Origin of the sequence: Microbispora sp. NPDC046933 (assembly GCF_040644635.1) — a bacterium.
In the GTDB taxonomy this organism is placed as follows: Bacteria; Actinomycetota; Actinomycetes; order Streptosporangiales; family Streptosporangiaceae; genus Microbispora.
Genome location: NZ_JBEYWW010000037.1, coordinates 64,967 through 77,925, shown reverse-complemented (window position 1 = coordinate 77,925; position 12,959 = coordinate 64,967). Strand labels below are relative to the sequence as shown.

Genomic DNA, 12,959 nt, shown 5'->3' with positions numbered 1-12,959 from the left:
AAACACCGGGAGAGCGTTCACAACGGTTTGCGGGCGCTGGCCACCAGGTGGATGCCGACGGTGTCGTCTCCGTCGGCCTGGGTGTCGAGCTCGGTGCGGACCAGCCAGGACAGCGACTTGCTCTCCGTGCTCAGCACGTGGTCGACGGTGGAGGGGGACAGCACGGTGCGCGGGCGCACCCACTCCACCTCCAGGCCGGCGCCGGTGATCAGCTCGCGTATCTGCTGGCTGGTGAAGCAGCGGGTGATGCTGCCGTCGGGCCAGGGGATGAGCATGACCTCCCCCGTCTGGCACAGGTGCGCCCAGTAGTTCTGCTCAGCCAGGATCGCCATCCCGAGGACCAGCGAGTCGACGCACAGCAGCGCGCGCCCGCCGGGCCGCAGCACCCGGGCCACGTCCTCGATGACGGACTCCGCCATGATCTCGACCGACAGCACGCGCTCCTCGGCGATCACGCCGTCCACGCAGCCGTCGGGCAGGAAACCGAGGTTGTCGGCGCGCACCTTCTGGATGCGGTCGGAGGCGTCCCGCAGCCACGGCTCGGCCGGCCTGCGGAAGTCCATGACCTCGATCACCCGGTGACCGGCGCGCGCCGCCTGGGCCGGCCACCGCCCCCGTCCGCCGGACAGGTCCAGCAGGAGGGAGGGACGGCTGGGCAGCCACTGGCGCAGCTGCTCGGCGACGACCGCGTGATAGAAGGTCCAGTACGGCCCGAGCGTGCCAGAACCGTTGAGTTCGTTGGCCGGTATAGGCAGCACGAGCGGCTCCTGGACTCTGGCTGCCCCGCGCATGGGCGTGAGACAGCGAAACTCGGTTTCCGGGCTACCAAGCCGGTGCTTACTTTTTTCCCCGCACCGGGTCGTTCGTCACCTCAATCTGCACCGGGAACAGACTCTACGCCCGCCCTGTTGCAGTTGGGCATGAAGACGTTGGTGCTGCCAGAAGGCCTCGACGGGCTGGACGTTGCCGGGCCGGTATCCTCGGCTGGGTACGGTGTCCTGAAGGGGGTGGGTCCGGTCTCCAAGACAGCCGAGGAGACTCTGGAGCAGCGCAGTGAGCGGTTCGAGCGCGACGTCATGCCGTTCCTCGACCAACTGTACTCGGCCGCGCTCCGGATGACCCGAAACGCAGCGGATGCGGAGGATCTCCTGCAGGAGACCTTCGCCAAGGCCTTCGCCTCCTTCCACCAGTTCCAGGAGGGGACGAACCTCAAGGCCTGGCTCTACCGCATCCTCACCAACACGTTCATCAACAGCTACCGGAAGAAGCAGCGGGAGCCCAAGCAGGCGGGCACCGAGGAGATCGAGGACTGGCAGCTCGCGCGGGCGGAGTCGCACACGTCCAGCGGGCTGAAGTCGGCCGAGATCGAGGCGCTCGAGCACCTTCCCGACAGCGACGTGAAGGACGCGCTCGCCGCGCTCCCCGAGGAGTTCCGCATCGCCGTCTATCTGGCGGACGTGGAGGGCTTCCCGTACAAGGAGATCGCCGAGATCATGGGCACTCCCATCGGGACCGTGATGTCGCGCCTTCACCGCGGCCGCCGGCAGCTGCGCAACCAGCTCGAGGACTACGCGCGCGACCGCGGTCTCGTGCGGTCGGACTCCCGCGGCGCGGGGCTCGGCGGAACGCTTGGCGAGGAGGAGCGATGAGCTGCGGGAACCACCACGACACCCCGTGTAGCGAGGTGCTCGACCGGGTGTACACCTACCTGGACGGCGAGCTGGACCGCGACCGCATCGCCGAGATCAGGAAGCACCTCGACGAGTGCGGCCCGTGCCTGGAGGAGTACGGCCTCGAGGAGGCCGTCAAGCGGCTCGTGGCCAAACACTGCGGGTGCGACCCCGTCCCGCAGGACCTGCGCAGCAAGGTGCTCACCCGGATCGAGCAGGTACGCGCCGAGATGGCGGACTAGTCCGGCGGTTCCGAGGGGGTGACGGCCGCTTCGCCGCGTCCTCTCTAGAGGCGATCGCGGGGGCGTGACCGGGCCGTGCCGGGGCAGTGCTCGTTAGGATCTTCCGTTACAGGCCGGGAAGGACGGGGACATGCGGGCACTGGTCACGGGCGGGGCGGGATTCATCGGGTCCACCCTCGTCGATCGGCTGTTGGCGGACGGTCACGAGGTCGCGGTGGTGGACGACATGTCGTCCGGGCACGTGCGCAACGCCGACGCCCCCCTGCACGTCATGGACGTGCGCGACCCCGCGCTCGCGGAGATCGCCGAGCGCTGGCGGCCGGAGGTCGTCTGTCACCTCGCCGCGCAGATCAGCGTGCGCAGGAGCGTCGCCGACCCGGTGACCGACGCCGGGATCAACGTCGAGGGCACGGTCAACGTCCTGGAGGCCGCCCGCCGCGCCGGGGCCCGAAAGGTCGTCTACGCCTCCTCCGTCGCCGTCTACGGCAGGCCGGCCGCGATTCCGGTCCCGGGCGACGCCCCCACCGATCCCCGCTCGCCGTACGCCGCGTCCAAGCTCGGCGGCGAGCTCTACCTCGCCACCTACCGGGCGCTGCACGGGCTCGAATACACCACGCTCGTGCTGTCGAACGTCTACGGGCCGCGCCAGTCGCCCGAGGGCGAGGCCGGGGTGGTCGCCATCTTCACCGACGCCCTGCTGGCCGGGAAGCCCACGGTCGTCTACGGCGACGGATCCCAGACGCGCGACTACGTCTTCGTGGAGGACGTGGTGGACGGCTTCGCCCGCGCCTGCGGGCCGCAGGGCGACGGCCGCCGGGTCAACCTCGGCACCGGCGTCCAGACCACCGACCGTGAGCTGCACAGCCTGATCGCCGCGGCGGCCGGAGCACCCGACGAGCCGCGCTTCGAGCCTCCTCGGATGGGCGACCTTCCCGCGATGGCCGTCGACCCCGCTCCGGCGTACGAGGCCCTCGGCTGGCGTCCCCGGCACGACCTGCCCACGGGCCTCAAGGCCACCGTCGAATGGGCCCACCAGGCGCTCGCCTGATGGGTTTCACCGTTGAACCGGACGGCCGGGGCGGACGTCTGATGCTTGTGATGCGTTGGATCGCCGTCGTCGTCGCCGTGTGCGCGGGAGCCGTACTGGCCGCGTGCGCTCCAGAGCCGAGGGCGGTGCCGGACGCGTGTCCGCAGCGCTGGGGCGGCGAGGGCATCGGCGGCTGGGTGCCGGCCGCCGCGGACGTGGACGGCGCGGACGAGTCGCTGGTGCCCGGCTCGCCGGTCCGGGCGCTGATCTGCGCCTATCCCGGCACCAACACCGATCCGGGCGGCGAACGGCTGGGCGGGTCGCGGACGCTGACCGACCAGGCGGTGGCGATGGCCCGCGACCTCGCGTACCTGCCGGTGACCACCCGCGAGGTCGTTCACGCCTGTACGGCGGTGGGCGGGCCGATGACGAACTACCTGGTCCGGTTCGCGTACCCCGACGGCTCGGCGCTGTGGGTGGGCAGCGCCGAGGAGGTGAACTCCTGCGCCGGGACGACGAACGGCACGGTCGGGACCCCCTCGTACGTCGGGAAGGCCCTGACCACCGCCTATCGGGAGGGGACGTGGCGGATGGCCGGGCCGGACGACCCCTGCCGTGCCCCGAACGACCGCCGGGGACAGGAGGACGCCATGGTGCCGGGAGAGCCTGAGTGGGTTCTCGTGTGCCTGGACGGGGGCGAGAAGTGGCCGCCCAGGCGCGAGCACGGCGCGGCGGCGGCCCGGGAGCTGGCCGCGGCGCTCGACGACCTGGACACCGCGCCGAGCGACGGCATGTGCCAGGGGGGAGGCCCGGAGGCGGACGACCGTGACTACCGGCTGGTCTTCGGGTACGCCGAGGGACCGCCCGCGGGCGTGCAGGTCGCGTACGACTGCACGCCCGGCGTCGACAACCGCATGCTCCAGGCCGAGGTGGACGACGACGTCCGTCGGCTGTTGACCCGGCTCACCCCGTGAAAGGGCCCTGACAAACCGGTGCAATTGCACGCCGTGTGATGGCTTGGTTACGGTTTGGCTGCGATGGTCGCGACATCCCGGACCGGCCATCGGCCCTTCTGTAGCCTGAGTGCGACATCGACGTGGAGGCGGCGCAATGCTAGGGAAGACCGTCGTCAGGCTGATAGTGGCGCTGGCGCTGCTCACTCCGGTGGTCGCTCTGGCCGGTCTCGCGGCCGGCACCCCGGGGATCTCCTGGACGTAGTCACTGCCCGTGGGCCGGTCCGCCAGGGTCGGCCCACGGGTCCGATCCGCATTCAAGGTGGCCGCCATGCGGGAACTTCCGTGGCCCGCCAGGGTCTACTTCGTCGCGCTCGTCGGAACCGCCGTTCTCGTGATCACGCGCGGTCTCCTCGTGCAACACGGGCTCGGGGCGGAGGACTGGTCCGCGCTTCTCGTCCTGGCGCTGCTCTTCCTGCTCTGCGAGTCGGTCCCGACGCTGCTCAACGTGCCGAACGTCGCCGTGTCGGTGAGCTTCTCCGCCGCGCTGGCCGCCGTGGTGCTCGTCGGCCCCGAGGGCGCGGCCCTGGTCGGGCTGGCCGCGGTCGTGAGCGTGCGCCCCGGCCTGCCGATGGTGAAACGGCTGTTCAACGGCGCGCAGTACGCCCTGTGCGGGTACGCCGCGGGGTGGGCCTACGAGAGCGCGGGAGGGCGGGCCGAACTGCCCGAGCCCGCCGATTTCCCGGGCATCCTCGTGCCGTACGCCGCGGCGACGGTGGTCTTCGTGGCCGTCAACTTCGCGCTGACCGCCGTCATCCTGCGCCTGGCGTCCGCGGTGCACAAGGACCAGGTCTCGCTCCGCGTGATGGTGCAGTTCCTGAGCTCCTACGTCGGCTTCGCCACCTTCGGCCTGCTGATCGCGGCCCTGTGGTCGACGGTGCAGTCGATCTCGGCCGTGCTCGTGCTGCTGCCGCTTTTCGTGGCCCGGTGGGCTTTGGGGCACTACCACGCCGAGCAGCGGGCGTACGACGCGACCATCGCGGCGCTGTGCCAGGCGGTGGAGACGAAGGACTACTACACGCGCGGGCACTGCACGCGGGTCTCCGCGGCCTCCTCCATGATCGCCGAGGAGATCGGGATGGGCACCGAGCGGCTGCGCGCGATCCGGTACGCCGGGATGCTCCACGACGTGGGCAAACTCGGCGTGCCGACAAAGGTGCTGCAGAAGGACGGCCGCCTGACGGAGGAGGAGTACGCCGCGATCCAGCTCCACCCGATGCGCGGGCTGGAGATCGTGCGGGGCATCGACTTCCTCGACGAGGCGTTCGCCGGGATCATGCACCACCACGAACGACATGACGGGAAGGGCTACCCGATGGGGCTGGCCGGGCCGGAGATCCCCGAGTTCGCCCGGATCATCGCGGTGGCCGACGCGTTCGACTCCATGACCTCCGACCGCTCCTACCGCAAGGCCAAGTCGATCGAGTTCGCCGTGGCCGAGCTGCGCAAGAACGCGGGGACGCAGTTCGACCCCGACATGGTGTGCGCGTTCGTCAAGGCGCTCGACCGGCACGGCTGGGACCTGGCCCAGCCGGTGCCCGTCCCGCCGGACGACCCCGCCGTGGAGACCACGGCGAAGGACCACGACGACCCGACGACGCCCATCCAGGTGGTGTCGGAGCGGTGAGGGAGCGTCGGCTGACGGCCAGGCCGGTGGGGCTCGACTCGGGCCAGCTCCTGCTCATCTGCGCCGCCGGGATGCTCACCGTGGCGGGGATCGCCCACACCGCGGCCGAGGGGCTGACCGATCCGCGGGTCGCCATCGGGTTCGGCGCGCTCATCGCCGCCGGGGAACTGGCCAGGCTCACGATGCCCGGCAACCGCGAGGTCGCCCCGATCTCCACCGCCGCCTCCCTCGGATACGCCCTGCTGCTCGACGTGGGCGGACGGCCGGCGCACCACTCGGCCCTGCAGGTCGTGGCGGTGATGTCGGTCGGCATGATCGCGGGCGGGCTGCCGCACCTGGCGGTCGGCCGGCCGCCCCGTCTCGACGCGCTGGCCCGGCGGCTGCTCGCCGGGGCGCTGCTCGCCTTCGCCTACCGGCCGCTCACCGGCCCGCTGGGGGAGCTCGCCCGGGACACCGCCGACCGGCACGGCAACTGGTGGCCGGCCCTCGGCGTGATGGCCGCGCTCGTCACGATCATGCTCGCGGCCGATGTGGTGATCGCGGCCATGCTCCGGGCCGACCAGGTCAGGACCGCGTTCGTCGTGGCCGTACGGGATGAGATCAGGATGGCCGCGCCGCTCGGCGCCGCCGTCGCGGCGTCGGGCATCCTGCTCGCGCTCGCCTCGCACAGCATGGACATGACCGCGCTGCCCGCGTTCGCCGCGCCGCTGCTCGTCACGCAGGTGGCGTTCCGCAAGTACGCCGGCATCCGGGCGACCTACCTGCAGACCGTGCGCGCGCTGAGCCGGGTCACCGAGGTCGGCGGGTACGTCGAGCCGGGCCACTCGCGGCGCGTCAGCCAGCTGTCGGTCGCCATCGGCCGGGAGCTGGGCATGGCGGAGCCGCAGCTGCTTGAGCTGGAGTACGCCGCGCTCATGCACGACATCGGCCAGCTCTCGCTGCGCGACCCGATCCCCGGCGGCGCGACCGTGCTGGCCGACCCCGCGCAGGCGCGGCGGATCGCCGAGCTGGGCGCCGAGGTGATCAGGAAGACCGGCGTCCTGCACGGCGTCGCGGAGATCGTCCGGCGGCAGTGCGACACGCTCGGCGAGTCTCCGCCGACGGCCAGCCGCATCATCAAGGCCGCCAACGCGTACGACGACCTCGTGGGCGGATCGACCGACAGGGACCGCGCGGCGGCGGCCCTGGAGCGGCTGCGGCTCGACGGCGGGTCGGCCTACGACCCCGGAGTGGTGGAGGCGATGGCACGCGTCGTCGACCGGCTCGTGCTCGTAACACGCTTGTAGCAGACGTAGCATCGAAACGCCTCCAGCGCCACGCCGGGCCCGTTGTTGTTGTGGCGACCCTACAGATTCGACCCTCGCGTTCAGTCGGAACGGGCGGGGGGACGGAGCGGGGGATCATCCTAGAGTTGGCTGCGTGTTCGACTCAGTTCTCGTCGCCAATCGTGGTGAAATCGCCCGCCGGATCATCCGCACGGTGCGGGGCATGGGGCTGCGCGCCGTCGCGGTCCACTCCGAGGCGGACGCCGACCTGCCGTTCGCGCGTGAGGCCGACGACGCCGTGCTCCTCGGTCCCGCGAACCCTGCCCAGAGCTACCTCGACATCGACAAGGTCCTCCAGGCCGCCCGTACGACGGGAGCGCGGGCGGTCCACCCCGGATACGGGTTCCTCGCGGAGAACGCCGCGTTCGCCCGTGCGGTGATCGACGCCGGCCTCGTCTGGATCGGCCCGGACCCCAAGGCCATCGAGCAGATGGGCGACAAGATCAACGCCCGCAACCTGATGGAGTCCGCGGGCGTCCCGGTCGCCGCGGGGACCAGAGAGCCGGTGTCCGACCTCGCCCAGGCGGAGCGGGCCGCCAGGGAGATCGGGTATCCCGTGATGGTGAAGGCGGCCGGCGGGGGCGGCGGCATCGGCATGGGCGTGGCGCGCGACGACGAGTCGCTGGCCAAGGCGTTCGAGCAGGCCTGCCGGGCGGCCGCCCGCTTCGGCGGCGAGCCCGCCATCCTGCTGGAGCGCTACATCGAGCGGGCCAGGCACGTCGAGGTGCAGATCCTCGGCCTCGCCGACGGCACCGTGGTCGCCCTGGGCGAGCGGGACTGCTCGGTCCAGCGGCGCCACCAGAAGGTCGTGGAGGAGAGCCCGTCCCCCGGCGTGACCCCGGAGCTGCGCGAGCGGATGCTCGCGGCGGCCGTACGGGCCGGAGAGGCGGTGGCCTACCGCGGCGCGGGCACGGTGGAGTGCCTGGTGGACGCGGACGCCCAGGACTTCGTCTTCCTGGAGATGAACACCCGCCTCCAGGTGGAGCACCCCGTCACCGAGCTGGTCACCGGTCTCGACCTCGTCGAGCACCAGATCCGCGTCGCGGCCGGCGAGGTCTACTCCGTCGAGCCGCGGGTGAGCGGCCACGCGATCGAGTTCCGCGTCTACGCCGAGGACCCACGCAGGTTCCTGCCCGGTCCTGGCAAGATCGCTGTGTGGGAGGAGCCCGGGGGCGAGGGGGTGCGCATCGATTCGGGATACACGGCGGGCAACACCGTCACGCCGTTCTACGATCCGTTGATGGCCAAGCTCTGCGTCACCGGCGCCACCCGCGAGGAGGCGCTGGAGCGGGGCCGGGAGGCCGTCGCCGCGTTCCGTATCGAGGGCCCGAAGCACAACCTGCCGTTCTGCGCCGAGCTGCTCGACCATCCCGAGTTCGTGAGCGGGGACTACGACACCGGGCTGGTCTCCCGGATGAGAAAAGCCTGATTTGCTGGATTACGTTGAGGGGAGTTCCCGGGTGGCCGAGGTGCGCGCCGAGATGGTGGCGAACGTCTGGAAGATCGTCGTGAGCGAGGGCGACGTCGTCGAGGAGGGCGACACCCTTGTGATCCTGGAGTCGATGAAGATGGAGATCCCCGTTCTCGCCGAGGACGCCGGGACCGTCTCGAAGCTCCAGGTGAAGGAGGGCGACGTCGTCCAGGAGGGAGACGTCATCGCCGTCATCGAGTAGGGCGTCGTCGAGAGTAGAGCGGGCCGGAGGTTCAGAGACGGGAGAGGAACCGTTCCCGGTCCACGACGACCCGCTCGATCGTGCCCGTGGCGACCAGGGCGCCGGTCTTGTCGACGGCCCTGACGGAGAAGACGAGCCGCCTGCCGTCCACCTCCGTGAGTTCGACGCCGATCTCGACGTGCATCCCGACCGGGCTGGGCAGACGGTGCTCGATCAGCACTTTGGTCCCCACCGTGGTCTGTCCGGGCTCCAGGTGATGCTGGACGGCCTTGACCGTGGCGCCCTCGGCGAACGACAGCAGCCGCGGCGTGCCCAGCACCGGCACGTCGCCGCTGCCGACCCGGATCGCCGTGTCCTCGCGCTCGACCATGATGAGGACCTCGGCGTGCAGACCTGGAGCAACACTCATGCGGGTCAGCCTATTGGGTGGTCATTCCCCGATGCCCGTGGAGATTGCCAGGCAACTAAATGGGGCCGGGAAGCGTCTTAATCGGCAGCGGGCACTCCATCATGCTTTCGGGTGGCGGAGGCGGGGCAGCGGTTAGGGTGGTGCACTGTGGACCTCTACTGCGATCACTGCGGCCGTCCGGCCGGAGACGGTGATCACGTGGCCTGCCTGGCCGCCAGGGTGATGGAGCCACCGCGTTACTGCCCGCACTGCCGCCGCCGCATGGTCGTCCAGGTCACGCCCAGGAACTGGACGGCACGGTGCTCGGTGCACGGTAGTACGGGCGGATAACAGGTAGGCTCGACTTCCGACCCCCGAGCCTGGATCCCTTACGCGTACAGGGTTCCGTGAACTTGTCGTTATCTACCCGCGACACGAACCTGCTTTGTTGGACACCTTCGGGGGTCGAGTGACTTAGGGGGTACGGGGCGCAAATGGTGGCCCAAGGCATGACCCTGGCTGGGCGTTACCGGTTGGACGCCCGGCTCGGCGCCGGGGGCATGGGCGAGGTATGGCGTGGTGAGGACACCGTCCTCGCGCGCACCGTCGCCGTCAAGGTGCTTCTCCCCGGTCGCCTCGACGACCCCGGGTTCGCCGTCCGCTTCCAGGGTGAGGCCCGGGCGATGGCGACCGTCAACCACCCCGGCGTCGTCGACGTCTACGACTACGGGGTCACCGAGGTCCCCGGCGACGGCTCCACCGCGTACCTGGTCATGCGGTTCGTCGACGGCGAGCCCCTCGACCGCCTGCTGACCCGCCTCGGTCGCATCGGCGCCGAGCCCGCGATGGAGCTCATCGCGCAGGCCGCCTCCGCCCTCCAGGCCGTGCACGAGCGGGGGATCGTGCACCGGGACGTCAAACCGGGCAACCTGCTGGTGCGTTCCGACGGCACGCTGGTGCTGACCGACTTCGGGATCGCCCGCGCCGACCAGGGCAGCCGCCTGACCGACGCCGGGATGGTGCTCGGCACCGCGGCGTACTGCGCGCCTGAGCAGGCCGAAGGCGCTCCGGTCACGCCCGCCGTCGACATCTACGCGCTGGGCGTGGTGGCGTACGAGTGCCTGGCAGGGCAGCGTCCCTTCGACGGCGACTCGCCCGTGACGATCGCGCTCAAGCACATTCGCGAGGAGCCGCCGCCGCTGCCGCCGGACGTGCCGCCCGCCGTCCGGGCCATCGTCGAACGGGCCATGTCGAAGGACCCGGCCCGCCGCTGGCCGTCCGCCGCGGCGATGAGCCAGGCCGCCCGGCAGTCGGTGCTGCCTCCCGGCGCCGCGGCTCCCGACACCGTCACGGGGTACGGCCCGCAGGGCCTGGCCGGAGGGGGGTACGGCCCGCAGGGCCTGACCGCGGGCCCGGCCACCACGGGAATGGGGGCCCCGCTTCCGCCCGCGGGCGAGGTCACCCAGGCAGGCCCCTATCCGGGCGGACCTGAGGCCGTCCCGGCCACCGGTCACACCTATCGCGTCACCCGGGAGTCCTGGAACGACGCCCCGCCCGTGCCGCCGACCACTGTCGCCACACCGCACCAGGGCGCCCGTACGGCGCGACGCGCGGCGCAGCGGTCCAGGAAGGGCCGGGGGATGCCGCTCGCGGCCGGGGTGGCGGGGGTCGTCGTCGTCGGCGGCCTGGCCGTCCTCGGCATCAACATGGCCTTGGCGGGGTCCGGCGCGCCCGCGCCTTCGGCCGCCGCGTCTCTCACCGTGACGAGTCCCTCGCCGAGCCCGTCGCCGGAGCGGAGCGCCAGACGGCACACAACCCCGTCCACGAAGCCTCCGGTGACGCGGCCCAGCACGCCCCCGAGGAAGCCGAGCCCCACGCCGAGCCCGACTCCCAGCGCGTCACCGAGCCCTTCCGCCTCCCCGTCGCCCTCGCCGAGCTCCACCGAGGGCATGATCAAGGTGCCGCAGCTGAAGAACCTCCCGGAGAGCTCGGCGCTGGCGCGGCTCAACATGCTGGGTCTCACCCCGAAACCCGCTCACGAGGGCCCGGAGGAGTGCAAGGGAGTGGTCGTCAGCCAGAAACCGGCGGCGAACACGCTCGTGAAGGAGGGCACGGAGGTCACGTTCATGGTGAAGAGGGAATGCCCGTCCCCCTCGCCCAGTCCGTCGCCCAGCCCGGCCGAGAGCCGCACTCCCGCGGCGTCCTGACCCTGCCGGCGGAGCCCCGCGCGACGGACGTGCGCCGGGCTCCGCCGAAGGTCACACTCCGGTCGTGTTGCGCGGGTAGGCGACCGCGGGGTCGGTGGCGATGTTCACCAGGTAGGGCACGCCGGAGTCGAACGCGCGGCGCAGCGCCGGGCCGATCTCGTCAGGCGACGTGACGAGCTCCCCGCCGCCGCCGAGCGCGGTGACGACCTGGTCGTAGCGGCATTGCGGCTGGAGCTCGGCCGCCACGTCGTAGCCGTACAGCATCTGCATGGGGTGCTTCTCCAGGCCCCACATGCCGTTGTTGCCGCAGATCATGACGACCGGCAGGCGGTGGCGGACCAGCGTGTCCACGTCCATCAGCGAAAAGCCCGCCGCTCCGTCGCCGAGCAGCAGCACGACCTGCGACGACGGTCTCGCCAGGCGGGCCGCGACGGAGTAGCCGAGCCCGGTGCCGAGGCAGCCGTACGGGCCGGGGTCGAGCCAGTTGCCCGGGCGGCGCGGCTCGACGTACTTGCCGGCGTACGAGACGAAGTCGCCGCCGTCGCCGATGACGACCGCGTCGTCGGCGAGCACCTTGTTCAGCTCGCCGTAGATGCGCATCGGATGGATGGGGTCGGCGTCCGACTCCAGCAAGGCCGCGTCCCCCGCGGTGGCCGCCGCGGCGGCCTCGCTCAGCCTGCTCACCCACGGCTCGTACGCCTTGGGGTTCACCCCGCCGCTCCCGCAGGCCGCCGACAGCCCCCAGAAGACGACCGACAGGTCGCCGGCGGCCGAGCCGGACAGGCCGGTGTGCGTGGCGAGCTGGGAGGGCGCGTCGGCGATGTGGACGACCCTGGCGAGCGGCGCGCCCTCCTTGCCGCCGAACCAGCCGTACGCGAGCCGGAAGTCGAGCGGGGTGCCGACCACGATGACGAGGTCGGCCTGGCCGAAGGCGACGCCCCGGGCGCGGGTGACCAGCAGTTCGTGCCCGGCGGGCAGGATGCCCCGCCCCTGGCCGTTGGGGATGACGGGCAGGCGCCACTCCTCGGCGAAGTCCCGCGCGGCCTCCTCGGCGCGCTCCATCCACACGTCCGAGCCCAGCACCAGCACCGGGCGTTCGGCCTCGGCGAGCAGTCCCGCGATGCCGGCGAGCGCCTCGGGGTCGGGCTCCAGCGGCGACGGGGTCAGCGTCTCCGAGACGTACTCGGGCGACGGAGAGAAGAGGTCGTCCATGTAGACGTCCAGGAACACCGGGCCGCGGTGCGGGGCCAGGGCGGTCCTGAAGGCCATCTCGACGTCCTGCCCGATGGAGTCCGCGCCCGACCCGGTGAAGGCGAGCTTGGTGATGGGCTCGAACAGCGGCGGATGGTCCATCTCCTGCAGGGCCCCGGAGCCCCAGCGTGAGCGCGGGGCGCGACCGCCGAGCACGACGACCGGGGAGCCGTTGTAGTGGGCGGTGGCGACCCCCGAGACGCCGTTGGTGACGCCGGGGCCGGCCGTGAGCACGGCGAGGCCGGGCTTGCGGGTCAGCCGGGCCGTTGCCTCGGCCGCGAACACCGCGCTCTGCTCGTGGCGCACGTCGAGGATGCGCATGTTCTGATGGACGGCCCCGTCGTACAAGGGGAAGACGTGCCCGCCGGACAGCGTGAACATCGTGTCCACGCCGTAGGCCTGGGAGACGGAGACGGCGATGTCGCCTGCGTGTTTGGGGGACTCCATAGGGTGAACCTACCAGTCGGTCACTTACCGGAACAGATGGGCGGCCAATGCCCTCCAGTCACAGGAGAACGTCGGTCACCCCCGCTGAT

12 protein-coding genes are annotated in these 12,959 nt (G+C 71.5%); 9 read left to right on the top strand and 3 right to left on the bottom strand.

What is annotated here, in order from left to right:
- Window positions 1-17 precede the first annotated feature (17 nt).
- On the bottom strand, window positions 18-758 hold the full coding sequence (locus ABZ857_RS36135; protein ID WP_357052639.1) for a methyltransferase domain-containing protein: 741 nt from the start codon (window positions 756-758) through the stop codon (window positions 18-20).
- 249 nt (window positions 759-1,007) lie between these two features.
- On the opposite strand from ABZ857_RS36135, the gene ABZ857_RS36130 reads away from it, so the two are divergent.
- The 8 genes from ABZ857_RS36130 (at window position 1,008) to ABZ857_RS36095 (ending at window position 8,577) form a co-directional block, all read left to right on the top strand.
- Window positions 1,008-1,649 (top strand): sigma-70 family RNA polymerase sigma factor, encoded by a 642-nt coding sequence (locus tag ABZ857_RS36130; protein WP_142565707.1) that lies wholly within the window; start codon window positions 1,008-1,010, stop codon window positions 1,647-1,649.
- Window positions 1,646-1,912 carry a mycothiol system anti-sigma-R factor gene (gene rsrA / locus ABZ857_RS36125; RefSeq protein ID WP_357052636.1) on the top strand — a complete coding sequence of 89 codons (267 nt, stop codon included), beginning with the start codon at window positions 1,646-1,648 and terminating at the stop codon, window positions 1,910-1,912. Before ABZ857_RS36130 ends, rsrA begins: the two co-directional genes overlap by 4 nt.
- Window positions 1,913-2,042: 130 nt before the next feature.
- On the top strand, window positions 2,043-2,960 hold the full coding sequence (locus tag ABZ857_RS36120; protein ID WP_357052633.1) for an NAD-dependent epimerase/dehydratase family protein: 918 nt from the start codon (window positions 2,043-2,045) through the stop codon (window positions 2,958-2,960).
- A 50-nt stretch (window positions 2,961-3,010) separates the two neighbouring features.
- Window positions 3,011-3,913: a hypothetical protein gene (locus ABZ857_RS36115; protein ID WP_357052630.1), complete on the top strand. Its 903-nt coding sequence runs from the start codon at window positions 3,011-3,013 to the stop codon at window positions 3,911-3,913.
- A gap of 310 nt (window positions 3,914-4,223) precedes the next feature.
- Complete coding sequence (locus ABZ857_RS36110) at window positions 4,224-5,579, top strand: HD-GYP domain-containing protein (protein ID WP_357052628.1); 1,356 nt, start codon at window positions 4,224-4,226, stop codon at window positions 5,577-5,579.
- On the top strand, window positions 5,576-6,865 hold the full coding sequence (locus ABZ857_RS36105) for an HD domain-containing phosphohydrolase (RefSeq protein ID WP_357052625.1): 1,290 nt from the start codon (window positions 5,576-5,578) through the stop codon (window positions 6,863-6,865). The genes ABZ857_RS36110 and ABZ857_RS36105 overlap by 4 nt, the downstream gene beginning before the upstream one ends.
- 133 nt (window positions 6,866-6,998) lie before the next feature.
- Window positions 6,999-8,333 (top strand): biotin carboxylase N-terminal domain-containing protein, encoded by a 1,335-nt coding sequence (locus ABZ857_RS36100; protein WP_357052622.1) that lies wholly within the window; start codon window positions 6,999-7,001, stop codon window positions 8,331-8,333.
- A 31-nt stretch (window positions 8,334-8,364) separates the two neighbouring features.
- Window positions 8,365-8,577: a biotin/lipoyl-binding carrier protein gene (locus ABZ857_RS36095; protein WP_357052619.1), complete on the top strand. Its 213-nt coding sequence runs from the start codon at window positions 8,365-8,367 to the stop codon at window positions 8,575-8,577.
- 31 nt (window positions 8,578-8,608) lie between these two features.
- On the opposite strand, the gene ABZ857_RS36090 is transcribed toward ABZ857_RS36095, so the two are convergent.
- Window positions 8,609-8,986 carry a hotdog domain-containing protein gene (locus tag ABZ857_RS36090; RefSeq protein WP_357052616.1) on the bottom strand — a complete coding sequence of 126 codons (378 nt, stop codon included), beginning with the start codon at window positions 8,984-8,986 and terminating at the stop codon, window positions 8,609-8,611.
- A 488-nt stretch (window positions 8,987-9,474) separates the two neighbouring features.
- Here ABZ857_RS36090 and ABZ857_RS36085 point away from each other — a divergent pair, with 488 nt between their 5' ends.
- Window positions 9,475-11,172 carry a serine/threonine protein kinase gene (locus ABZ857_RS36085; protein WP_357052614.1) on the top strand — a complete coding sequence of 566 codons (1,698 nt, stop codon included), beginning with the start codon at window positions 9,475-9,477 and terminating at the stop codon, window positions 11,170-11,172.
- 51 nt (window positions 11,173-11,223) lie between these two features.
- Here the strand turns inward: ABZ857_RS36085 and ABZ857_RS36080 are convergent, their stop codons facing one another.
- Window positions 11,224-12,870 carry an acetolactate synthase gene (locus ABZ857_RS36080; RefSeq protein WP_357052612.1) on the bottom strand — a complete coding sequence of 549 codons (1,647 nt, stop codon included), beginning with the start codon at window positions 12,868-12,870 and terminating at the stop codon, window positions 11,224-11,226.
- Window positions 12,871-12,959: the final 89 nt, after the last annotated feature.

What these genes read in the sequence shown, in the direction of transcription:
- rsrA (WP_357052636.1), top strand. Translation starts at nt 1,646, where the DNA reads ATGAGCTGCGGGAACCACCACGACACCCCGTGTAGCGAGGTGCTCGAC.
- ABZ857_RS36120 (WP_357052633.1), top strand. Translation starts at nt 2,043, where the DNA reads ATGCGGGCACTGGTCACGGGCGGGGCGGGATTCATCGGGTCCACCCTC.
- ABZ857_RS36090 (WP_357052616.1), bottom strand. Translation starts at nt 8,986, where the DNA reads ATGAGTGTTGCTCCAGGTCTGCACGCCGAGGTCCTCATCATGGTCGAG.
- ABZ857_RS36085 (WP_357052614.1), top strand. Translation starts at nt 9,475, where the DNA reads ATGACCCTGGCTGGGCGTTACCGGTTGGACGCCCGGCTCGGCGCCGGG.
- ABZ857_RS36115 (WP_357052630.1), top strand. Translation starts at nt 3,011, where the DNA reads ATGCGTTGGATCGCCGTCGTCGTCGCCGTGTGCGCGGGAGCCGTACTG.
- ABZ857_RS36080 (WP_357052612.1), bottom strand. Translation starts at nt 12,870, where the DNA reads ATGGAGTCCCCCAAACACGCAGGCGACATCGCCGTCTCCGTCTCCCAG.
- ABZ857_RS36110 (WP_357052628.1), top strand. Translation starts at nt 4,224, where the DNA reads ATGCGGGAACTTCCGTGGCCCGCCAGGGTCTACTTCGTCGCGCTCGTC.